At 44.7% G+C, this 21,287-nt stretch carries 22 protein-coding genes, 1 tRNA gene and 1 riboswitch; of the genes, 15 read left to right on the forward strand and 8 right to left on the reverse strand.

Features of this window, described 5'->3' with window-relative positions:
- Nucleotides 1-10: 10 nt before the first annotated feature.
- Complete coding sequence (locus tag F458_RS0101535) at nucleotides 11-787, reverse strand: 3-hydroxyacyl-CoA dehydrogenase (RefSeq protein WP_018981610.1); 777 nt, start codon at nucleotides 785-787, stop codon at nucleotides 11-13.
- A 92-nt stretch (nucleotides 788-879) separates the two neighbouring features.
- Nucleotides 880-1,176 carry a ribosome assembly RNA-binding protein YhbY gene (gene yhbY, locus F458_RS0101540; RefSeq protein WP_026294411.1) on the reverse strand — a complete coding sequence of 99 codons (297 nt, stop codon included), beginning with the start codon at nucleotides 1,174-1,176 and terminating at the stop codon, nucleotides 880-882.
- 92 nt (nucleotides 1,177-1,268) lie between these two features.
- On the opposite strand from yhbY, the gene rlmE reads away from it, so the two are divergent.
- The 10 genes from rlmE (at nucleotide 1,269) to F458_RS20325 (ending at nucleotide 10,658) form a co-directional block, all read left to right on the forward strand.
- Nucleotides 1,269-1,898 (forward strand): 23S rRNA (uridine(2552)-2'-O)-methyltransferase RlmE, encoded by a 630-nt coding sequence (gene rlmE / locus F458_RS0101545; protein ID WP_018981612.1) that lies wholly within the window; start codon nucleotides 1,269-1,271, stop codon nucleotides 1,896-1,898.
- 118 nt (nucleotides 1,899-2,016) lie between these two features.
- Nucleotides 2,017-3,966 (forward strand): ATP-dependent zinc metalloprotease FtsH, encoded by a 1,950-nt coding sequence (gene ftsH / locus F458_RS0101550; RefSeq protein ID WP_018981613.1) that lies wholly within the window; start codon nucleotides 2,017-2,019, stop codon nucleotides 3,964-3,966.
- An 85-nt stretch (nucleotides 3,967-4,051) separates the two neighbouring features.
- Nucleotides 4,052-4,903 (forward strand): dihydropteroate synthase, encoded by an 852-nt coding sequence (folP, locus tag F458_RS0101555; protein WP_018981614.1) that lies wholly within the window; start codon nucleotides 4,052-4,054, stop codon nucleotides 4,901-4,903.
- Entirely contained in the window at nucleotides 4,904-6,247 is a 1,344-nt protein-coding gene (gene glmM, locus F458_RS0101560) for a phosphoglucosamine mutase (RefSeq protein WP_018981615.1), read from the forward strand.
- 95 nt (nucleotides 6,248-6,342) lie between these two features.
- A complete protein-coding gene (gene tpiA / locus F458_RS0101565) occupies nucleotides 6,343-7,086 on the forward strand; it encodes a triose-phosphate isomerase (protein ID WP_018981616.1) in 744 nt (247 codons plus the stop codon).
- 10 nt (nucleotides 7,087-7,096) lie between these two features.
- Nucleotides 7,097-7,456 (forward strand): preprotein translocase subunit SecG, encoded by a 360-nt coding sequence (gene secG / locus F458_RS0101570; protein WP_018981617.1) that lies wholly within the window; start codon nucleotides 7,097-7,099, stop codon nucleotides 7,454-7,456.
- Between the two features lie 15 nt (nucleotides 7,457-7,471).
- A tRNA-Leu gene (locus tag F458_RS0101575) sits at nucleotides 7,472-7,556 on the forward strand.
- A 395-nt stretch (nucleotides 7,557-7,951) separates the two neighbouring features.
- A riboswitch (cyclic di-GMP riboswitch) is annotated at nucleotides 7,952-8,029 on the forward strand.
- 85 nt (nucleotides 8,030-8,114) lie between these two features.
- On the forward strand, nucleotides 8,115-8,603 hold the full coding sequence (locus tag F458_RS0101580; RefSeq protein ID WP_018981618.1) for a hypothetical protein: 489 nt from the start codon (nucleotides 8,115-8,117) through the stop codon (nucleotides 8,601-8,603).
- Nucleotides 8,604-9,309: 706 nt separating this feature from the next.
- Nucleotides 9,310-9,996, forward strand: a complete 687-nt coding sequence (locus F458_RS0101585) for a PEP-CTERM domain protein (RefSeq protein ID WP_018981619.1) — start codon at nucleotides 9,310-9,312, stop codon at nucleotides 9,994-9,996.
- Nucleotides 9,997-10,499: 503 nt separating this feature from the next.
- Nucleotides 10,500-10,658: a YqaE/Pmp3 family membrane protein gene (locus tag F458_RS20325; protein WP_018981620.1), complete on the forward strand. Its 159-nt coding sequence runs from the start codon at nucleotides 10,500-10,502 to the stop codon at nucleotides 10,656-10,658.
- A 63-nt stretch (nucleotides 10,659-10,721) separates the two neighbouring features.
- Here F458_RS20325 and F458_RS0101595 read toward each other — a convergent pair whose 3' ends face one another.
- The 5 genes from F458_RS0101595 to F458_RS0101615 all read right to left on the reverse strand — a co-directional run bounded on the left by F458_RS0101595 (nucleotide 10,722) and on the right by F458_RS0101615 (nucleotide 15,922).
- The gene (locus F458_RS0101595) at nucleotides 10,722-12,044 is read right to left on the reverse strand and encodes a DUF2254 domain-containing protein (protein ID WP_026294412.1); all 1,323 of its coding nucleotides are present in this window, start codon (nucleotides 12,042-12,044) and stop codon (nucleotides 10,722-10,724) included.
- Nucleotides 12,045-12,218, reverse strand: coding sequence for a DUF1328 domain-containing protein (locus F458_RS20330; protein WP_018981622.1), 174 nt, complete (start codon nucleotides 12,216-12,218; stop codon nucleotides 12,045-12,047).
- Nucleotides 12,219-12,248: 30 nt separating this feature from the next.
- Entirely contained in the window at nucleotides 12,249-12,692 is a 444-nt protein-coding gene (locus tag F458_RS0101605) for a hemerythrin domain-containing protein (RefSeq protein WP_018981623.1), read from the reverse strand.
- A gap of 167 nt (nucleotides 12,693-12,859) precedes the next feature.
- Nucleotides 12,860-14,200 carry an NADP-specific glutamate dehydrogenase gene (gdhA, locus tag F458_RS0101610; RefSeq protein WP_018981624.1) on the reverse strand — a complete coding sequence of 447 codons (1,341 nt, stop codon included), beginning with the start codon at nucleotides 14,198-14,200 and terminating at the stop codon, nucleotides 12,860-12,862.
- 102 nt (nucleotides 14,201-14,302) lie between these two features.
- Complete coding sequence (locus F458_RS0101615; protein WP_018981625.1) at nucleotides 14,303-15,922, reverse strand: diacylglycerol kinase family protein; 1,620 nt, start codon at nucleotides 15,920-15,922, stop codon at nucleotides 14,303-14,305.
- Nucleotides 15,923-16,070: 148 nt separating this feature from the next.
- Between F458_RS0101615 and F458_RS0101620 the strand changes: the two genes are divergently transcribed.
- Nucleotides 16,071-16,595 carry a DUF2878 domain-containing protein gene (locus tag F458_RS0101620; RefSeq protein ID WP_018981626.1) on the forward strand — a complete coding sequence of 175 codons (525 nt, stop codon included), beginning with the start codon at nucleotides 16,071-16,073 and terminating at the stop codon, nucleotides 16,593-16,595.
- A gap of 25 nt (nucleotides 16,596-16,620) precedes the next feature.
- On the forward strand, nucleotides 16,621-17,310 hold the full coding sequence (locus F458_RS0101625) for an SDR family NAD(P)-dependent oxidoreductase (RefSeq protein ID WP_018981627.1): 690 nt from the start codon (nucleotides 16,621-16,623) through the stop codon (nucleotides 17,308-17,310).
- Nucleotides 17,311-17,339: 29 nt separating this feature from the next.
- Here F458_RS0101625 and F458_RS0101630 read toward each other — a convergent pair whose 3' ends face one another.
- On the reverse strand, nucleotides 17,340-17,894 hold the full coding sequence (locus tag F458_RS0101630) for a hypothetical protein (RefSeq protein WP_018981628.1): 555 nt from the start codon (nucleotides 17,892-17,894) through the stop codon (nucleotides 17,340-17,342).
- A gap of 176 nt (nucleotides 17,895-18,070) precedes the next feature.
- On the opposite strand from F458_RS0101630, the gene F458_RS0101635 reads away from it, so the two are divergent.
- The 3 genes from F458_RS0101635 to putP all read left to right on the forward strand — a co-directional run bounded on the left by F458_RS0101635 (nucleotide 18,071) and on the right by putP (nucleotide 21,281).
- Entirely contained in the window at nucleotides 18,071-18,280 is a 210-nt protein-coding gene (locus F458_RS0101635; protein WP_018981629.1) for a hypothetical protein, read from the forward strand.
- A 135-nt stretch (nucleotides 18,281-18,415) separates the two neighbouring features.
- A complete protein-coding gene (locus F458_RS0101640; protein WP_018981630.1) occupies nucleotides 18,416-19,423 on the forward strand; it encodes a DNA topoisomerase IB in 1,008 nt (335 codons plus the stop codon).
- Between the two features lie 358 nt (nucleotides 19,424-19,781).
- Nucleotides 19,782-21,281 carry a sodium/proline symporter PutP gene (gene putP / locus F458_RS0101645; RefSeq protein WP_018981631.1) on the forward strand — a complete coding sequence of 500 codons (1,500 nt, stop codon included), beginning with the start codon at nucleotides 19,782-19,784 and terminating at the stop codon, nucleotides 21,279-21,281.
- Nucleotides 21,282-21,287: the final 6 nt, after the last annotated feature.

Raw genomic sequence — 21,287 nt, forward strand, 5'->3', positions numbered from 1 at the left:
AAGCGGGTGATTATTTTGGTGGCATACGCAGGCCGCCATCCAGCCGAATGGTCTCACCATTTAAATAACTATTTGTAATCATATGCTTGACCAGCCCGGCAAATTCTTTGGGATAACCCAGCCGTTTGGGGAACGGGACATTCGAAGACAATGCATCCTGCACTTTTTCCGGCATAGCTAACAACAGTGGCGTGCCCATCACACCAGGTGCGATGGTGTTGACCCGAATACCCAGCGAGCATAAGTCTCTGGCCATCGGCAGAGTTAACGAAATAATACCGCCTTTACTGGCTGCGTAAGCAGTCTGGCCAATCTGGCCTTCATAACCCGCCACCGAAGCGGTATTGATAATAAGACCACGCTCGCCATCATCATTCAAAGTGGCTTGCTGGCTCATGGCCTGAGCTGCCAGACGGGCCACATTAAAGGTTCCGATAAGGTTGATATCAACCGTACGCTGAAAATCCTCTAGAGGTGCTGCTGCGCCTTCTTTATCGAGAGTACGCTTAGCCGGAGCAATACCTGCACAGTTAATACAGACGTGAAGATCTCCAAACTTTGACTTAACATCGTCGATCGCTGAGCGAACCTGTGCTTCATCGCGCACATCTACATTATAAAAACGGGTATGTTCTGCACCCAGCTCGTTAACGCGTTGCTCGCCTGATGCAGCGTCCAGGTCGAATAATGCGACCCTGGCGCCTGCGTCTCGAAGTGCTACTGCAGTGGCGTGACCCAACCCCGAACACCCACCCGTAACAATTGCGGTAATTTGACCTACATCCATTTATATTTTCTCATTAACCAAGTTGTGCAGCAAAGCTTACCTGCTTAACAAAAAAATAACTATGCCAGGGCGTCAGGTTGTACTTTCACCGCCTACTGTTTTGGCAACTGAATTTTACGCTCTTCGGTTGGACGATACAGCACCAGCGCATGACCGATTACCTGAACCTTCACTGCACCGGTTTCCCTGACGATAGCATCATTGATGAGCGTTTTTTCTTCACGGTCATCGGTCGGTACTTTCACCTTAATCAGTTCATGATGATTTAGCGCATTATCAATTTCAGCCACCACGCCCTCAGTAAGGCCGTTTCCACCAAGCTGTACAACAGGCTTCAGCGGATGCGCTAAACCTTTTAAAAATTGTTTCTGTTTATTCGAAAGTTTCATTACCAGGATATCTTTAATTAATTGGGACTTGCGTCTTGAAAAGCCATATTCTAACGCCATCTTGACCACATTCCCAATCACAAAGTGCGGCAATGACGAAAAAGAAACATTCAGCCAGCAGTAAGCGTTGGCTTAAAGAGCATTTTGACGATCAGTATGTGCAGAAGGCGCAAAAGCAAGGGCGTCGGTCCCGGGCGTTTTTTAAACTCGAAGAAGTGCAGCAAAAAGATAAACTTTTTAAACCTGGTATGACGGTAGTAGACCTTGGCGCAGCCCCTGGTGGATGGTCGCAGATGGCGTCTAGTCTGGTGGGGCCTGAGGGGCAGGTTATTGCTTGTGATATTTTACCCATGGATCCCATTGCAGGTGTTGAATTTTTGCAGGGCGATTTTCGTGAAGAAGCAGTTCTCAACGCATTATTGAACAGAATAGACGGGAACAACGTAGATATTGTGTTGTCTGATATGGCACCTAATATGTCGGGTAATAATTCTGTTGACCAGGCCCGCTCAATTTATTTGTGTGAACTGGCGCTGGATATGTGTCACCAAGTGTTAAAACCCGGTGGCAGTCTGGCGATTAAAGTTTTCCAGGGGGAAGGGTTTGACGAATATTTAAAAGCGTTGCGTCAGACGTTTACCTCGATAAAAACCCGTAAGCCCGATTCATCGAGGGCGCGTTCGCGGGAAGTCTATCTGGTGGCTTGCGGCTATAAAGTGTAGTAGGCTAAAGGGTAGCGGTTAAAGGAACGTTATTCGTCCGGTTTTGTTAGCTGACCAGTTACTGCGTAACTTATCAGCAAAGACAGGATTATTCCGGTAATTTCAGAGGTTAGTAGCATTGAGCGATATGGCAAAGAATTTAATTTTATGGTTAGTCATCGCTGTGGTTTTGATGTCAGTATTCCAGAGTTTTTCTCCGGGAGAATCGGCACGGCCCCAGACAGATTATACAACCTTCCTTAAAGAAGCGAATCAGGGTAATATTCGTGAGGTTCGTATTGACAGCGAATCACAGGAAATTCGCGGGACAAAACGTTCCGGGGAAACCTTTGTCACGTATATTCCTTATTATGATGACAAGTTAATATCTGACTTAGCGTCTAAAGATATCCGCATATATGGCGAGCCCGCCGAAGAACCCTCAATCCTGACATCGATTTTCATATCATGGTTTCCCATGTTACTGCTGATTGCAGTGTGGATTTTCTTTATGCGTCAGATGCAGGGCGGTGGTGGCCGTGGTGCAATGTCTTTCGGTAAAAGCAAAGCGCGCTTGTTAGGTGAAGACCAGGTGAAGACTACATTTGCTGATGTTGCAGGCTGTGATGAGGCAAAAGAAGATGTTTCAGAGTTGGTCGACTTTCTGCGTGATCCAACAAAGTTTCAGAAGTTAGGTGGTAAAATTCCCAAAGGCGTGCTGATGGTAGGCCCTCCTGGTACGGGTAAAACGCTGCTTGCCAAAGCAATTGCTGGTGAGGCAAAAGTTCCCTTTTTCACGATTTCTGGTTCTGACTTTGTCGAAATGTTTGTTGGTGTCGGTGCCTCAAGAGTCCGGGACATGTTTGAACAAGCGAAAAAGTCCGCACCTTGTATTATTTTCATAGATGAGATTGATGCAGTTGGTAGACAACGGGGCGCAGGTCTTGGCGGTGGTCACGATGAAAGGGAACAAACCCTTAACCAGATGTTGGTTGAAATGGATGGTTTTGAAGGCCATGAAGGCATTATCGTGATTGCAGCTACTAACCGTCCGGACGTATTGGATCCTGCGTTGCTTCGTCCAGGCCGTTTTGACCGTCAGGTTGTGGTAGGGTTACCGGATATTCGTGGGCGTGAGCAGATACTTAAGGTTCATGCACGCAAAGTACCGGTTGCAGATAATGTCGACCCAGCGGTAATTGCCCGTGGGACGCCGGGGTTCTCAGGTGCTGATTTGGCGAACCTTGTTAACGAGGCTGCGTTGTTTGCGGCGCGCTCTAACAAGCGTGTTGTATCAATGGAAGAGTTTGATAAGGCGAAAGACAAAATCATGATGGGCGCTGAGCGCAAATCAATGGTCATGTCTGAAGAAGAAAAAGCTATGACGTCTTACCATGAGGCTGGCCATGCGATCGTCGGACGACTGGTGCCCGAACACGATCCGGTATACAAAGTTTCTATTATTCCACGCGGTCGCGCGCTGGGTGTAACTATGTATCTGCCAGAAAAAGATCGCGTTAGTCACTCGAAACAGCATCTTGAAAGTATGGTATCCAGTTTGTTCGGTGGCCGAATTGCAGAACAAATTATCTACGGTGATGATAAAGTTACGACCGGTGCATCGAATGATATTGAACGCGCCACTGAGATAGCCCGCAAGATGGTCACGCAGTGGGGACTTTCCAGTAAGATGGGCCCCATGCTGTATGCTGAAGATGAAGGCGAGGTATTTCTTGGTAAGTCGATGTCAAAAGCGTCAAGCATGTCGGATGATACAGCTCGTGCAATAGATGCAGAAATCAAGGCGATCATAGACTCGAACTATGACAGGGCGAAGAAGATTCTTGAAGAGAATATCGATATTCTGCATTCAATGAAAGATGCCCTCATGAAGTATGAAACTATTGATGCAAAGCAGATTGATGACCTGATGAATCGCACTGAGGTTCGTCCGCCAGCGGATTGGGATGATCGTTCCCCTGGTGATGGTGATAAACCCAGTGGTGGTAAACCCGCGCGGGAGGGCGAAATCAAAAATGATGGTGTTGATAAACCGTCAGTTGGTAAGCCCGGCGACTTGCCAGGATAAAACAAAAACGCCAGCATCTCTGCTGGCGTTTTTTTATAATAACGACCGATCTCATAGACCCACCTTTAAGTAATGCTATCCATTCATGAATAAAAAATTAAAATTTATTAATGACTCTGCGGCACCTTCTAAGTCTGTTGTTATGGGTGTGCTAAATGCAACGCCGGATTCTTTCTCAGATGGCGGCGAATATATGTCCTTGTCCAAGGCGTTAACGCGCTGTGCTGAAATGGTTGATGCTGGGGCCGCTATCATTGATGTTGGCGGCGAATCAACCCGCCCCGGGGCACCTTTGGTAGATGTTCAGCAGGAATTGGATAGAGTTGTGCCAGTGATTGAGGCTATCGCTTCAAGATTTGATGTGGTGATTTCAGTGGATACGAGTAAACCCCAGGTCATGCAACATGCGGTGGATTCGGGCGCTGAACTAATTAATGATGTGCGAGCCTTGCAGGAACCCGGCGCGCTGGAAACTGCTGTTCGTTGTGATGTACCGGTTTGCCTGATGCACATGCAGGGCTCGCCCCAATCTATGCAGAATAATCCGACTTATAAGGATATCGTTGAAGAGGTCCAGACTTTTCTTATGCAAAGAGTGGATGCTTGTTTGAACGCGGGTATAAATAAAGACAACCTGATTCTCGATCCAGGTTTTGGCTTTGGTAAAAGCCTGGCGCATAATTATCAGCTGCTGGCGGCTCTACCTAAAATACGTCAACTTGGCTATCCGATCCTCGTCGGGATGTCCCGTAAGTCTATGATAGGACAGGTTCTTAAAAACCAGGTTAATGAGCGATTAGCAGGTAGCCTTGCACTGGCGACTTTCGCGGCCCAGGCTAAATCAGAAATTATTCGTGTACATGATGTGAAAGAGACCGTTGACGTCGTTGAGATTGTGAATGCCTATCATGTATATACGCAACAAGGAGAACAATAAATGAGTGAGCGTAAGTATTTCGGTACTGATGGTATACGCGGCACAGTCGGTGAGAGCGTTATTAACCCTGAGTTCGCAGTAAAACTCGGTTGGGCCGCCGGTAAAGTGTTGGCGGGGCGTGGTACCAATAAGGTGCTTGTTGGAAAAGATACCCGAATTTCAGGCTATATGCTTGAATCTGCCCTGGAATCAGGTTTATCCGCTGCCGGAATAAATATTGGTTTACTCGGACCCATGCCAACCCCGGCAATTGCGTATCTGACACGAACATTTCGGTCAGAGGCCGGTATTGTGATCAGCGCCTCGCACAATCCTTATCATGATAATGGTATAAAATTTTTCTCAGCTGATGGCTTTAAGCTTGACGATGATATTGAGTTAGCCATCGAAAAAATGATGGATGAGCCTATGCGATGCGTCGCTTCTGACAAGTTAGGCAAAGCGGTCAGAGTGAATGATGCGGCTGGCCGCTATATTGAGTTCTGCAAAGGCACTTTCCCCTCGGATTTATCGCTGAAAGGTTTGAAGATTGTAGTGGATTGCGCTCACGGTGCGACCTATCACATTGCACCTAATGTGCTTTCTGAGTTAGGCGCAGACGTTATAGAAATTGGCACCGAACCTGATGGGCTTAATATTAATCACAAGGTTGGTGCGACATCTATGGCCGCGATTAAAAAGCGCGTGGTGGATGAGAACGCTGATTTAGGTTTTGCGTTGGATGGTGATGGCGACCGTATTATGATGGTCGATCATAAGGGCAATGTGCTTGATGGCGATAAAATACTGTATATCGTAGCCAGAGATGCGTTGAAATCAGGCAGATTACAGGGTGGCGTAGTAGGTACGCTGATGAGTAACCTTGGTCTTGAAAATGCGCTTACCCGACTCAGCATTCCCTTTGCCCGTAGTAAAGTTGGCGACCGTTATGTTATGGAATTATTGCAGCGCAAAGGCTGGGCCATCGGCGGTGAGAGTTCAGGACATGTATTGAATCTTAATTTAGCCTCCACCGGTGATGGAATTGTCGCTGGACTGCAAGTACTGACCTCCATGCTAAGAGCCAATGCGAATTTGTACGATTTAAGTAAAGGCTTTGAAAAATATCCTCAGGAACTGGTCAATGTTCGCTATACGCCGGGTGTGGAAAGTCCCCTTGAATCAGCCAGTGTTCAGGATGCTAAGGCAACCGCTGAGCAGGCCTTAGGCGATGGTGGCAGAGTGTTGTTAAGAAAAAGTGGTACAGAACCGCTGATTCGCGTCATGGTAGAGGCGCGTGAAGAAGCTGACGCTAAAACATGGGCAAACAAAATCGCAGATGTTGTTCGTGAAGTAGCCAATTAGCTGAAATTGGTTAGTTAATTAATTTTTCCACTTGTATAATCGGGCGTATCTCGTTAATATCACGCCCGCTTTACAGTCACGGTAAAGGTCTCAGGATGACAGAAAAAAGAACGCCAATGGTCGCTGGCAACTGGAAAATGAACGGAGATCGTTCACTGGTTGAGTCATTTACCAATGCGTTGAATGACAAAGCATTCGACAGAATGGATGTTATCGTCTGTCCGCCAAGTGTTTATTTGAGCATGTTTAATGCAGAGCATTTTCAAATTGGGGCACAGGATGTCAGTCATCTCGACAATGGAGCACATACTGGCGATATCTCGACAGAGATGCTCAAAGAATTGGGTGCCAGGTATGTTATTGTCGGCCACTCTGAGCGCCGTGAAGACCATAATGAAACAAATTTGCTGGTTGCAAAAAAAGTAGCCAGAGTTATTGAGTCTGGTTTGATTCCCATTATTTGCGTGGGCGAAGCGTTATCGGTCCGTGAAGCCGGTGAGGAAAAATTATTTATCGGTGAGCAGGTAGCAGCACTTTTTTCTGAAGTGACAGCAGACCAGCTTAAGCAAAGTGTTATTGCTTACGAACCTGTGTGGGCTATCGGTACCGGCAAGACGGCGTCACCTGAGCAAGCACAGGATATTCACCGGTTTATCCGTCATGTATTGTCTGAGCATGACGCTGACCTGGCGGATGGTATTAGAATTTTATATGGTGGTAGCGTTAAAGCTAACAACGCACAGGCATTGTTTAGTCAACCGGATATTGACGGCGGCCTGATTGGCGGCGCAAGCCTGAATACAAAAGATTTTATTGCAATTTGCCAGGCGGCAATTTGACGAGGAAGTTATGTTATACGAAGTGCTTTTAGTAGCCTACTTAGTGGTTGCACTTATTCTTGTTGGTTTTATTCTTATTCAACAAGGTAAAGGGGCTGACATGGGCGCCTCTTTTGGAGCCGGTGGGTCTAATACCGTTTTCGGTTCGTCCGGCTCTGGTAATTTTATGACGCGTACCACATCGATTCTGGCGGCCTTGTTTTTTATGGTGAGTCTGGCCCTGGGCAATTTGACAGCTAACCGTGAAAGCGCTTCTGATGAATGGAACAATCTGGAAGCACCTGCGCAAAATAGCGCGCCGGCGGCAACACAGCAAGATCCTGATGTACCGGTTAGTGATGATGTCGACGCATCTGATACGCCTGATTAAGAGTAATAAGTTTTTGCGGAAGTGGTGGAATTGGTAGACACGCCATCTTGAGGGGGTGGTGACTTCGGTCGTGCGGGTTCAAGTCCCGCTTTCCGCACCAAATAAAAAAGGCCTGTATTGATTTATACGGGCCTTTTTTTTATCACTGTTGCGTTTAGAGATTAACCAGGTCTCGCACTTTTAATCAGATAGAAGCTGCTATTGGTGTTTATAATTTCAGAGCTTGCTATAAAAAGAACTTCTCTGACGTTAATCTGATTTGGCTTTTGAGAACTCGATTAAAATCGACAATTATAAGTTAAAGATGTTCCCAATGGACCTCGAACGTCAATTTTTTACAGTTCGCTATCATTTATATCACGAGCTTTTCTTCCCGTTGTTGCCTACAGCCAGGTAGTTAAAGGACGTCGCGCATCGATTGCTTAGTTCAATCACTCTATATCAATATCTCTTTTGCAGTCAGCCTCACATTGCTCTTATGACTTTAATTGCATATTATTTTATCGCCAAACTTACTGTGAAGTAAGGACGGAAAGCTTCGGATCTCTACACCGAGATGGCCGGGTTGCATAATTTTACATTGCATCTTGTCCCGCTTGTAAGTTGACTAAGCGTTTGGCGTGGTCCTGGATGCCACAAACGATGAAAAGGAATATTTATGTTGAAATCCCGTATAGCGATAACCGCAGCATTAATGCTCGGCACACTTTCTTCCTCAGTCTCTGCTCAATACTTTTTTGTACCCGTTGACACGTCACTATTCGCTGAAGGTGAAGCGTACTCTGTGACCAATTACAGCTATTGGAAGGCCGACGTGAAATTTGAGGCTTTCTGCGATGAAAACAATGCTGCTGCGGTAAAAGTATCTCTTGTAAAGACAGGCCATACTAACCGCCCGCTGGTTATGATCGTAGAGTCGACGCATAAAGGCTTCAGCGGCAAAGTTGGCGCTAATACACTGAATAAGAAAGCCGGCTCCGAAGCGTCTATCACTATCAGCTCCGATAAGACAGTTCGTCCGCTGGGTCAAACCACGGTATTTCTGCACCAGTTAAACAATCTGAATGTCGAACCCGTCAAGTTCACATTTTCCCGGCCACATGTAAATTGCGGCTCTATTGGGGGCGCGACTTATAAAGACTTGTAGTGTAAGGCTCTTTAGATTTCTATCCTAGCTATCCGGAATGCCGGCCGAAGTAAACGCTAAAAAGAGAGAACGATGTTCTCTCTTTTTTAATCCACTGCAAAAATAAATTAGCAGGCTCCCTGGTCTATACACAACAGATTAGATCCGTTCTGCTGGTAAGTAGCAGAATCTGCTATACACCCTTCATGCCTTATTTATACCAATCAATATATTGAGACCGACTTTGTCTTCTTCGTTTAATACTATACTTTGTAATCGTTATTGTTATTTTCATTACACGTGATGACCGATTCTCTTCGGTGCCTGAAGCAGCCACAAGGGCGCAGTATTTTTTTTGATCAAATCAGCTATAAAAATACACCTCATAGCTCGGAAAGACATAGTTATCTAATTTTTTGTGACTTTTATCCATCCGAAGTCAACGCCCGACACACTGTAAAGGGCGCAGACTCCGCTAATAGCTTATACAAATTTGTTGCTGGGCTCTGCCAGGGGGATACCACCCCTGAGGGTAAATAAATACATAAAAAGTTTTAAACTATTTTTGTGTGGTACTGTCAGGTTATTTTACGGTATTACCGAGATTCAGCTTGCTTTTACCTTTAAAACAGTAGGTTATGATTTTGGTATCAAAATTGCTCAATAACGGTTTCAGGGATATGTCGTAATATCTGGATGATTAAATAAACGAATGTAGGTTACAAGCATGAGAAGTCTGTTATTAGCACTGAGTTTTTCAGTTTTCAGTTTTACCGCTCAATCAAGCCTGATGGAAGCGAATATTGTTGATAACTTTGCCAACGGCGAATTTATAGATGTCCCAGGCCAGAATAAAGGGCACTATGAAGTTCGCGATTCTGGTGGTGGTATATTACATCTAGGCAGTGAAGCGTGGACATACATTTCAACAGAAAGCTTATTCGGCCTAGATAGTTTTGTTCTGGATGACAAAACGCGCTACACATTGAATTTTGATATGCGGGTGAAGCAGGGTAATAACAGTCCGGCTATACCTTCTGAAATCGGCGGAATCATGCTCGCTAATGATAACGTTGAAAATATTGGTGGTGACGACGGTGTTTATGCACTAAATCTTTCTGGTAGCCAGAGCTGGGGGAGCAAAGCATTTAGGTATGATTTTGACAGCCTGAACAATGGCCGGCCAACCTGGCAGCGTTTCAATGTCGACCTGAATGATGTTTTCAATGGTGATTACCAGTACCTTGTATTTATCAATGACTGTGATGGCGACTCATGCAGCAACTCTACACAATTTAGAGATATAAGTGTCCGGGTGCAGGTGCCTGAACCTTATACAGTTAGCTTGTTCGCACTATCGTTTGTCGGGCTAGCCAGTCTGCGACTAAAGAAAAAACGTCACTTCCAGGCATAACAAGTTATACATTTAACGGCACGCTGATACCAACGTTATCAGCGTGTTTTTATTTATGACTACGCAGCCTTTCAATGGCTAAAGTCACTCTGCTTCATCCTGATAACCCAGGTTAATAAAAAGAGGTGTAAAATCTCTCTCTAAATAAATGCTGAGTAGTAGATTTACACTGACAATTTTAAAACAATACTTTTTAAGACTCACACTGAAACGGAAACCAGCTTGCACTGGAGATGAATGATCATATAAACCAGTTTCGACAGAAATGTACTTTTTACATATTGTCAGAAATTCCCTTCATGATTTTCACCCCTTGAACGAATCTTTTTCACTACCGAGACACGATCTGATTTGAATTACGGTAGCGTATCCCAGATGCAGCGGGGGCTTTAGCCTGTATTATAGTTCATTATGTTTATTTAATAGAGTAGGGCAGTGTGGCAAAGACCTTGCAACTACTGAATAAACTATTGAACTTATTCTCAATCTGAAAGGAACATGAAATGGATATCTTACGCATAATTTTATCAATTTTGCTGCCGCCATTAGGTGTATTTTTACAAGTGGGTATTGGTGCGCAGTTTTGGATCAATGTCTTGTTGACATTGCTGGGTTATATACCTGGAATCATCCACGCGGTCTACATTATCGTTACCCGGTAAGATTAAAAGCCTGGCGTTATGCCAGGCTTTTTTCATAAAGCCTTTTAAAAAGGCCACCAGTCTTTAGTCTTTGAAAGGCAGATAGGCGTTCTCAAGGGTTTTCAGATCCTGTTTGTTTATTGTACTTTCGATAATTATCTCGTATGTTGATTTTGCCTGTTGACGCAACAGCGGATGTAATCTGTCTGGCAAATGTTTCATTAGTGTTTGCAAACAGAACATGATATGCAAAGCGATGTCCACATGCCCCTCACCTGCTTGTCTTATCTGGTCAAACGCGGTATTTATAATGCCTTCGATACTAAACGTACGGCGTTTTATCCAAATCCCTGTTTCTCTGTTTATAACACAATCAGCGGGAAAGGAACGTTGCCCCATGTAAATGCAACTTGCAGTAAGTCTGTCTAAACACGAAATTGCAGTTTGGGGATCATTGATACCCGCTGACAATGCTCTCAATGCCAATTCTACCATTTGACTGATAGCAAACTCAGGATCTTGAACAGGTGTCCTCCTGTTTCCCAGTATTACTAATTCCAGGAGCCCTTTATAGTATTCAACCGGCTTTTGATACCGGCTGTGAATTACCATAATGGTGGCATCCGGAAATGCATAATCACCAGAACGTGCCCTGATTTCGATGCCCTCCAGTCCCTCAAGCTGAGTGCTCAGAAGTTTTTCATAATTAACCGTTTGAATATAACCGCTTTTTTGCATGGGAATTTCAATCTGGCAGGCCGAACTTTGCAAAAATGCTGACGGTACGGGCTGCTCTCTGGGTGCGTCTTCAGGCTTAGGTAATAGCTCATCTATATTGTTCATCAATTCGTTGTAGCAACGATAAATAACTTCATCAGCTTGTATAAACCGTCCGATATGATGAATAAAAAAGATGATTGCAAAAATATCTGCCACACCCATTATTACTGATATGCCACTGAGTATAGATAGCGCATCAGTGTTCTCATCAATACTGCTTAAGTGATGCAGTGATATCAGACAAAACACAAAGGTGGAAACCAGTAAACCTAAAACCCACTGAGTTCCTCTGTCCAACATGAAGGTGCGAAGTAACCGAGGGCCAAACTGTGAGGAAGCCATAGTAAGTGCAACAATCGTCATGGAAAAGGCGATACTGGTAGCGGTTATAATAGAGGTAGCAATGGTTGAAAGGATTTGCTGCGCCCCGGCCTGCGTCACAATCGGGGTTAATGTAAGTAAATATTCAGGTAGGGTAGCCCGCTGAATATAGCTAAGGCAGAGGTAGCACAATAAAAAAGACGTTAGCATCATGCATACCGGAATGAACCAGTAGCTTGTGCTAACGCCTTCCCACCACGTCCGGAACCTTACGGTCAGTTCCGGGAAAGTACGTTTTTTTGTCATTTATCTTCGTGAACCGCCACGTACCACTGAGGCAATTAGCGAGACCACTAAAAGAATGACAAAGCCATAAAACAGATATTGTGCAATGGTTGCTGCGGTACCGGCCGCGCCACCGAAGCCAAATATTGCGGCTATAATAGCAACTATTAAAAATATAAGTGCCCATTTTAACATGATTATTCTCCTGAGTTTTTATTATACTGCTTAGTGTTTAGCGAGTTCTTTTTGCATTTCTTCGCGATAATCTCCAGCCAGCTTACTCTTATCCTGCTCGTTAAGAACTTTACCTGCTACCTGAAAGAATTCCTGTTCCTCATCGGCTAAATGATGCTCTACTTTTTCCTGCAAAGACTTTAAGTGGGTCAGCCAGGCAGATGAGCCCATATCTGTATTTTCTAATGTTTCAATCAGTTCATCTATTTCATGGTGTTCTGCAATACCATGACGGGACATATCGATTGTCTGGTCAGATTCCATTAACTTAGAGTAGAAGTAACGTTCTTCTGCCACCGCATGACTTTCAAGCTGTTCTTTAAGCTGAGTAAAATACTCACGACGCGCGGGTGTATCACCACTAGTTTCAGCGAGAATCTTTAGTAAAGAACGTTGTTTTTCATGGTCTTCCCGTAATTCTTCAAATATTTTCATCAAACACTCCTGTTAGGGGTTACCCATAATCCATTGCTAATTCCATACCATTCAAGAGTGATAAATTAACGTAAAAAAAACAAAGGCTTGCACTGGATTGAACGAATGCACCCACGACTTGCATACGGGTAAACTCGTAGTTATTACACGATGCTGTGCAAATTCGTTTAGATACCTTGTAATACCATGGCATCGGCTAATCTTCTGAAGCCGGCGATATTGGCGCCGCGGGCATAGTTAATACGATTATTTTCACGCCCTTCATCAACGCACTGCTGGTGAATGTTGTGCATAATATCCTCTAATGTTTCATCTATGCTGGTATAAGACCCGCGACGGAAGCTGGCGTTTTGCGACATTTCCAGACCAGATATGGCTACGCCACCCGCGTTAGACGCTTTACCCGGAACAAAAGGTATTTCGCTTCTGTCGAATTCTTGTCTGGCTTTATCAGTACATGGCATATTAGCGCCTTCAAGCACATATTTAACCTTGTTCTGTAACAATGTTTTTGCCGCTTCGCCATCAAGCTCATTCTGCGTAGCGCAGGGCAGGGCGATGTCCATTTTTTCCTGCCAGGGGGTCTTTCCATCGTGCCATTGACCTTGTACCCGTTCAGCCAATGCAGTAAGAATATTATCTTTGTGCGCTTTGTTATCAATTGCCCAGTTTATATCAGCTGTAGTTAATCCTTTATCAACTATCAGACAGCCTCGACTATTGGACAACGAAATCACACAAGCGCCATGCTCAATAGCTTTTAAGGCAGCATGCAGCGCTACATTACCAGCACCAGAAATGCCGATGCGCATGTCTGCAATATTTTCATGATGTTCTTTAAGAACAGCCTGTAACATGTAAATTAGTCCGAATCCGGTTGCCTCCGTACGTACGTGGCTACCGCCAAAGCTGATATCTTTGCCTGTTATGGCACCACCAAACCGGTTATTAATTCTTCTGTACTGTCCATACAAATAGCCTATTTCGCGGCTACCTACATTGATATCACCAGCCGGGACATCTGTATAAGGCCCGATATGGCGTTGAAGTTCGGTCATAAACGCCTGACAAAAGCGCATGATTTCCTGATCGGAGCGACCTTTTGGGTTGAAATCAGCACCGCCTTTCGCGCCTCCGATGGGCAGCCCGGTTAATGCGTTTTTAAAACACTGTTCAAATGCCAGGAATTTCAAAATAGATTCATTCACTGTAGGGTGAAATCGTAAGCCGCCTTTATAAGGGCCGATCATCCCATTATGTTGAATACGCCAGCCCTGATTAATCTCAACGTTACCTTGATCATTAAGCCAGGGCACAGAGAAATGGATAATTCGCTCTGGCATGCTCAGGCGTCTAAGCACATCATTTTTTTTGTATGGCTCGTGAGCATTGAAAATATCAATCACGTCCCGGGCAAGCTCCCGGGTTGCTTGCAGATATTCTTTTTGATCAGGAAAAAGACCGGTTATCCATTCGTTAAAATTATCAAAATTAGATTGGTAGCTCATAGTTTATCTTTAGTTTGGAACTGTTGAACTTTGTTACCTGACGAATGCTCACATTGATCATAGTGATATGATAATAATCATGATTTATTGTAAGTAATGCTGTTACTCGTCCGGCTGATAACCAAATATATTCAAACTTGAAGGTTTTATATTAATAGTAATTTTTCGGTCCTTTAATATTTCCCCATCAAGGGCGTAATCAGCAGGCTCGCTAAACTCAATGGTTACCTTTTCCACCTGCCGGTGTTCAAGTCGGTCTGATTGTTTTTTGGTATCCTGGCTGCTGAAGACCAATTCAGCCAGTGAAAGAAACTGTTGATCAGCCTGCTCCTGTGGTTGTAGCCAGGTAATGTCTAATTTACCGTCGGTCATATCAGGTTCATCACCTCCCTGAGCGAGGGCTGTGGTCGTTGGAGCCGCATTTGCGACAACAAAACTCGGGGTTGTAATTGTTACAGGTTCTTCGTCATCAAATGTCACTTTGAGCTCCTGAACCTCATTTTGCGAAATGGCTTCCCACAAACCACGCAAATACGCCATCTGCCCGCCAGCATCTTTTTGCTCGCGATCAGCGGCAGAAATCATTTGTTCCTCAAAACCTGCAGCGGCCACAAGAAGCATAAGCCGGTCATTGCACTGAGCGGTGTCCATACGCATTGTTTTACCTTCCACGATGACATCACAAGCGTGACTGATTGGAACAAGTTTCGAGTAATACCCGTGAATAACCTGGCTAAGCGCATTAGCGGTCCCTAGCGGAATAACGCCTAATGTAACATCACGGTCTATACATGCATGAGCGACTTCTGCAATAGTGCCATCTCCACCACAGGCGACAACAATATTGGCACCCTGACTTATAGCTTTTTCTGCCATCACAGAGCCGTTGCGCTCTTTACTTGTTTCTAGAACCTTGACGCGAAAATATGGATTCAGCCGGGCCAAAACATCATTTTTTTCAATTTGCCATTTGCCGCCGCCGGCGACAGGGTTTGCAATCAGCACCAGCGACCTGTTCAATTGTAATCGTCCACCCTGTTTTATTTTCTTTAAAGCGCGCATCTGACCTTTGTTCAATCGTGCAGTACTGCGCACTGACTGAATTTTGTTAAGCGCATCAATGACCGATAACGTTGAATCTTTTGCCAATAAATATGCAGCCATGGTCAGTACAGAGCGCCCGCGGCCAAGGGCACAGTGGACGACAACCTTTCTACCACTATCAATCTGTTGGTCGATCCAGTTTATTGCTGTATTGAGCTGGTCCTCGGTAGGACTGGTATGGTCCAGCACGGGAATGTTCAGGTACGCGAGGTCAAGTTGATATGCTGTCCAGTCCAAACCGTCGAATTCTGCGGTGACATCTAAAATCGCTGTTAGACCATTTTCTTTCATTTGTTCAATATCTTTACTGAACAGTCGGCAGGCCAGAAAAAGATTGTCGTCGATTTGCTGTATGGGAGGGACTTTATCGTATTTGCGGGCAAAGTGATTATAAGCGCCAGCGCCTATTAAGAAAGGAATAAATGCCCAACGTATATAAAAAGGGATCGAGCCATCTTCCCGTTTCCTGAATAGGGAAGGAAAGTTAAAAATATAGGCGAAGCTAACGATGCCCAGTGAAAAAGCAATCCACCCGAAAAGTATTGCAGCGATAAGTGAAGGAATGAAAATAGCCAGCAACGTCGCAATTACAGCACCTAACACGTAATACTTTACCATTTTCAACGTTCTCTCTCCTTTTGCAGATTAATATTGTAGATGTCAGACATTGAACCGTCGCCCGTTCTTACCGTAATGAACATCAATGATGGTTACGCTGATTGCGTAATGAATAACAACGAACTAAGGCTAATGCAGAAATTTTGCCATGAATTCCAATACGTTAAATAAAGTTGTTAATTTTATATGGTTTCAGACCATATGGGTTCTGGTTATTTTTACTCAGTATGCATTTATTTGGCTGATAGGGCTTCTGTTTGTCGCATTTTTTATACTGTCTCCTGCACGCAGACGCGATATAGCCTTAATGATAACCGCGATGGTTTTTGGTTCGGTGGTTGACAGTCTGCTGACGATTTTCAACATTTTTGCTTTCAATTCGGCCATTTATTTTATTCCGATCCCTTTATGGCTGACCGCTTTGTGGGGAGCATTTGCGCTGACCTTGCCGTACAGCCTGAATTATTTACAGGGCAGGTGGTGGATTTGTGCATTTTTAGGCAGTATTTCCGGTCCGCTGAGTTATTGGGCCGGTGCGCGATTTGGTGCGGTAATTTTTCCACACACGCTGCTATATACCTTGGGTATACTCGCAATGGTGTGGGCCATCGTATTTCCTGCGTGCATGTATCTGACCAGCTGTGCAAACCGGTTCTTTAAAGAGCCTCATTGATATTAAGTAAACAATAGGAGAGAGCATGACACCTATCGTATTTGTCACCGGTGGCAACCGAGGCATCGGACTAGAAATTGTTCGGGGCTATGCGCAGGCGGGCTGCAAAGTTCTAATGGGCTGTCGGGACGAGGAAGCCGGAGAAAAGGTCAAGCAAGATATCGTTGGCGCAGATATCCAGGTAATAGAAATCGACCTTTCCAGTGAACAGGCAGTGATAGATAATATTACGCGTGCAGCAGCGGTATATGGACGAATTGACGTATTGGTAAACAATGCCGGTGTGATGGATGACGCCAGCTGGGATGAATTAGACATGGCCAAATTAAAGCGATCTATGCAGATACACTTGAATGGGCCTTTAGCATTGAGTCAACAATTGTTACCGGGAATGATTGAGCGCGGTTACGGCCGCATAGTGAATGTATCTTCCGGTTATGGGTCGTTTGCAGAGGGAATGGAAGGACCGATGGCATACGCAGTCAGTAAAGCTGCCCTTAATGCTATGACACTCAAACTGGCTAATGAAGTTAAAGAACATAATAACGTGAAGGTTAATGCTATGTGCCCAGGCTGGGTACATACCAGAATGGGTGGACGAGATGCTCCTCGCTCTCCTGAGAAAGGGGCCGAGACAGCAATATGGTTAGGTCAGCTTGAAGAGGATGGGCCGTCAGGGAAGTTTTTCAGAGATAAAAAAGAAATAGACTGGTAACAAAGAAAGCGCCGCACGCGGCGCTTTTTTTATGATGCAGCTTCAACCACCTTGTGGCTCGTCTTCGACAGAATTTCCGCAACATTTTTTACCGACTGGTTTTTCTTCATATTTATAATGACGGCATAATGTTTACGTCTTATGGCATGGCGTACCGTATCAATAATCTCGCTTCTGTCAGGACGTAAGCTTATGAGACCGGCCACAAACAGACCAACAAAAATCCCCGGGCTGATCATAGCGATATAGGTAAAAAGAGGATTGCTTTGCGTCAACGCCGGACCGAAACTGACTAATAACCAGCCAGCGATTAAACCAACGAGCAACCCTGCAGCACCAAGGATAAGATGGGCATACCACATATGCTTACCCAGTTTTTTGCTGTCTGCTTCAAGTTTTTGGCTAAACGTATCGTCCATTGGGCTGACAAAGGTTACCTGACTTTCAGTTACATCAGTAGCGTCCTCTACTTCATCGACGGATGCTCTTGCGGATGCCTCTGTATCAAAAACAGCGGCCACCTGGGTGTGTTCTGTACTTAGAATTGCAGCGCGCATTTCATCAAGATTATTTCTTTGAGTCATTTCATCACCATTTCATCTGGGTATCGGCTAATTGAAATTTACAGGGCGAAACGGTCGTCAGTATCTGGATCACCATTCTGTTTATCTGTGAAACAACAAGCAAGAATTGTACGAAGCTACAACCGCCTGTTTTTATTAAACAAACAATTTATTAGCGCCTTCTAGCTGCGGTTCACATGATTGTTGCAAGTACAATTTGCCTGAAAATTGAAAAATTTTCCGGTTACCAATCAGCGTCTTACTCAACCGCAATTTCGCTATTTACCGCTCAGGCCCGAAAAAACTTGCCTTCGGGAAAGGGGAAAGCCTATGGCAAACCTCTTGCTTTTAATTTTTATATGTCAGTCTCGGTAACTCCGGCAATTAAGGTTGTTATAGAAGAATAAGTGGCGACTGAAATTGTAAAACGGCAGTCAGTTAAAGCGATACTCGTGATTAATAAACATTATTAACTCGCACGCATAACGCTTTTCTCAATCGCATCACGATACATATGTATCTTGCACTGGAATCTGGTTTATATGTCACAATCTGATTTAAGTATTCAGAGAAAAAAGCGCGGAAAAGGATTTGAATACTTTTATGCCAGCGGGCGCAAAGTGCACGCGAAAAAAACGCTTCATCGGCTGCATAAGCTTGTTATTCCACCTAACTGGCAAAATGTCCGAATTGCCAGCGAACCATCTTCGGATTTGCAGGCCACAGGTTACGATGCAAAGGGTCGTAAACAATATATTTATCATGCTAACTGGCATGAGAAACAGCAGGTGGCAAAATTTGAAAGGTTGTCAGAATTTGGTGTAGCGCTTCCAGAATTCAGAAAATTTTGCTGGGAACAGGTTCGTTCTGAAGATTGGGGGCCTGACAAAACGCTCTCATTAGTTTGTTTATTACTAGATCACACTGGGCTACGCATCGGCAACCGCCATTATACTCAACAAAATAACACCCACGGCCTGACCACATTGCGCAGAAAACATCTGCAACAGGATGATGACCATGTCACATTATCTTTTGTCGGTAAGCATAATAAGCCTCGAAATGTGGAAGTTGAAGATAGCGAATTAGCGGAATTAGTGGCGCAAAGTGCTCAGGAGCGTGGCTACGCATTGTTTCGTTATGAAGATAACGCGGGACGATGGCACGATGTTGATGCAGATGATGTTAACCAGTTTATTCACGCCAATCTGGGCGAAGCGTATTCCTGTAAAGACTTCAGAACGTGGGGAGCTAGTCGGTTTGCCTTACTGGCACTGCCGGACGTGCGCCTTAAAATCCTGGAAAATTCACGCCGCAGTTGGCCTGCTACCTTAACCAGTCATGTCGCTGCAATGCTTGGCAATACACCGACGGTGTGTCGTCAATACTATCTGCATCCAAATATTTATCAGATAGTGGAGAAGGAAAATAGTCGGGATTCTGTTATTTCTAAGATGAGCACTATCTTGGACGAGTATGGCTTAAGTGATCACAGCGTGACTGAAACTGAAAAAGTATTAGGTCAAATTATAACCAAACAAAGCACTTGAAATATAATTCAGTTGAAATGAATAAAATTGTCAGTTTATTGCATGAAAAATCAGCTTGTTCACAGCTTGTTAACAATTTTTTTGAAAATTGAATGCTGTTTACAGGCCACGAACAATACGCGCGGCCCGCTACAAGACTGATGTTTTGATTGTTAATGAACAGATTTATAATCATTTAGTCTGAACAATGTAATTTCAGGCGTTTATGAAGCGCTTTATTTGCAATTAAATGTTTTTGACTGATATAGTTAGAACTCAAATTAAAGGGGCGGTGTGAATTCCCCGGTGCTAGCGTGCAATCAAATTGTCGAGCACCCCACCGCGACGTGTAATCAACAAGAGGAGTCCATACCGTAGTATGCCGATTGAAAGTTATATCTCTCTGGCTATTTATTTTCTGGCTATGCTGGGAATAGGGTTATTCGCCTATCGCGAATCGACCAGCGATATATCTGGTTATATCCTGGGTGGGCGAGCAGTGAGTCCCCAGGTAACCGCATTATCAGCCGGCGCATCTGACATGAGCGGCTGGATGCTAATGGGGTTACCTGGTGCAATGTTTGTCACCGGCTTTGATGCGATGTATATCGCAATTGGTCTGCTGGCAGGTGCTCTCGCCAACTATTTGTTAGTCGCACCAAAACTCAGGGTTTACACAGAGGTAGCAGACGACTCACTGACGGTTCCGGAGTTTTTCGCCAAACGGTTTGGCCGGGCCAACTCTCCCATCAGAATAGTTTCAGCCGCTATTATTGTTATGTTTTTTACACTTTATACGTCTGCCGGACTGGTTGCCGGAGGCAAGTTATTTGAAAGTGCCTTTAGCGTGCAATATCACTGGGGCTTGATCATAACTTTGGGCGTGGTCGTCTCTTACACCCTCCTGGGCGGGTTCCTGGCGGTTAGCATGACTGACTTTGTTCAGGGCTGCATTATGTTTATAGCACTCGTTCTCGTGCCTATTGTGGCATTTTCTGAATTCGATAGCGCCACCCAGATGACTGCCGCAGCTACAGAATCTGTGCCCGGTTTAGTTGCTTCGTGGGAAGCAATGACAACTGTAGGTATTTTATCGAGTCTGGCATGGGGCCTGGGGTATTTTGGTCAACCTCACATTATCGTACGTTTTATGGCTATTCGATCGGTCAAAGCAGTCAGCACAGCGCGCAACATCGGCATGTCCTGGATGCTGGTTACCATTATCGGAGCGCTGGCAACAGGTTTTGTCGGTGTGGCCTACGCAAATCAGTTTGGTCTTAAGGTTGATGACCCTGAAACTATTTTTATTCTATTTTCACAAATCCTTTTTCATCCGCTAATCAGTGGATTTCTGATGGCAGCAATTCTTGCTGCTATTATGAGCACAATCTCGTCCCAGTTGCTGGTGTCTGCGAGTTCGCTGACTGAGGATATTTATCGGGTTATTTCCAATAAGAAGGTGAGTGAAAAGAAAACCGTCACTATCGGCCGCTTTGGCGTAGGGGGGGTCGCGATAGTCGCACTGCTACTGGCAATGGACTCATCGAATACTATTCTTTCGCTGGTAAGTAATGCCTGGGCAGGCTTTGGTGCTGCTTTTGGTCCATTAGTTCTGTTTTGTCTGTATAAAAAGAACCTGACTGAAAAAGCCGCCCTGTGGGGTGTAATTACTGGTGCTGTAACAGTCTTGTTCTGGATATATGCGCCGGTACTAGAGGATGGCAAGGCACTTAGCAGCGTAATTTACGAAATTGTTCCCGGGTTTATTGTCAGTACGGTAACCCTATGGGGGGTATCAGCAGTTGATCTTACACCTGCTGAGAATGTACAGAAAATGTATAGGCAAGCCAGTCAGGAACTAGCAGAACAACAGTCTTAAGGTGAT

The organism is Salinimonas chungwhensis DSM 16280, from assembly GCF_000378185.1.
Taxonomy (GTDB): domain Bacteria; phylum Pseudomonadota; class Gammaproteobacteria; order Enterobacterales; family Alteromonadaceae; genus Alteromonas; species Alteromonas chungwhensis.

Bases quoted from the DNA above. Each gene is read 5' to 3' on its own strand.
- F458_RS0101630 (WP_018981628.1), bottom strand. From the start codon at position 17,894: ATGACTCAAAGAAATAATCTTGATGAAATGCGCGCTGCAATTCTAAGT.
- F458_RS20325 (WP_018981620.1), top strand. From the start codon at position 10,500: ATGGATATCTTACGCATAATTTTATCAATTTTGCTGCCGCCATTAGGT.
- tpiA (WP_018981616.1), top strand. From the start codon at position 6,343: ATGACAGAAAAAAGAACGCCAATGGTCGCTGGCAACTGGAAAATGAAC.
- rlmE (WP_018981612.1), top strand. From the start codon at position 1,269: ATGACGAAAAAGAAACATTCAGCCAGCAGTAAGCGTTGGCTTAAAGAG.
- F458_RS20330 (WP_018981622.1), bottom strand. From the start codon at position 12,218: ATGTTAAAATGGGCACTTATATTTTTAATAGTTGCTATTATAGCCGCA.
- F458_RS0101580 (WP_018981618.1), top strand. From the start codon at position 8,115: ATGTTGAAATCCCGTATAGCGATAACCGCAGCATTAATGCTCGGCACA.
- F458_RS0101595 (WP_026294412.1), bottom strand. From the start codon at position 12,044: ATGACAAAAAAACGTACTTTCCCGGAACTGACCGTAAGGTTCCGGACG.
- F458_RS0101635 (WP_018981629.1), top strand. From the start codon at position 18,071: ATGATTGTTGCAAGTACAATTTGCCTGAAAATTGAAAAATTTTCCGGT.
- glmM (WP_018981615.1), top strand. From the start codon at position 4,904: ATGAGTGAGCGTAAGTATTTCGGTACTGATGGTATACGCGGCACAGTC.
- F458_RS0101535 (WP_018981610.1), bottom strand. From the start codon at position 787: ATGGATGTAGGTCAAATTACCGCAATTGTTACGGGTGGGTGTTCGGGG.
- yhbY (WP_026294411.1), bottom strand. From the start codon at position 1,176: ATGAAACTTTCGAATAAACAGAAACAATTTTTAAAAGGTTTAGCGCAT.
- F458_RS0101615 (WP_018981625.1), bottom strand. From the start codon at position 15,922: ATGGTAAAGTATTACGTGTTAGGTGCTGTAATTGCGACGTTGCTGGCT.
- F458_RS0101585 (WP_018981619.1), top strand. From the start codon at position 9,310: ATGAGAAGTCTGTTATTAGCACTGAGTTTTTCAGTTTTCAGTTTTACC.
- secG (WP_018981617.1), top strand. From the start codon at position 7,097: ATGTTATACGAAGTGCTTTTAGTAGCCTACTTAGTGGTTGCACTTATT.
- gdhA (WP_018981624.1), bottom strand. From the start codon at position 14,200: ATGAGCTACCAATCTAATTTTGATAATTTTAACGAATGGATAACCGGT.
- F458_RS0101625 (WP_018981627.1), top strand. From the start codon at position 16,621: ATGACACCTATCGTATTTGTCACCGGTGGCAACCGAGGCATCGGACTA.
- putP (WP_018981631.1), top strand. From the start codon at position 19,782: ATGCCGATTGAAAGTTATATCTCTCTGGCTATTTATTTTCTGGCTATG.
- F458_RS0101620 (WP_018981626.1), top strand. From the start codon at position 16,071: ATGAATTCCAATACGTTAAATAAAGTTGTTAATTTTATATGGTTTCAG.
- folP (WP_018981614.1), top strand. From the start codon at position 4,052: ATGAATAAAAAATTAAAATTTATTAATGACTCTGCGGCACCTTCTAAG.
- F458_RS0101605 (WP_018981623.1), bottom strand. From the start codon at position 12,692: ATGAAAATATTTGAAGAATTACGGGAAGACCATGAAAAACAACGTTCT.
- F458_RS0101640 (WP_018981630.1), top strand. From the start codon at position 18,416: ATGTCACAATCTGATTTAAGTATTCAGAGAAAAAAGCGCGGAAAAGGA.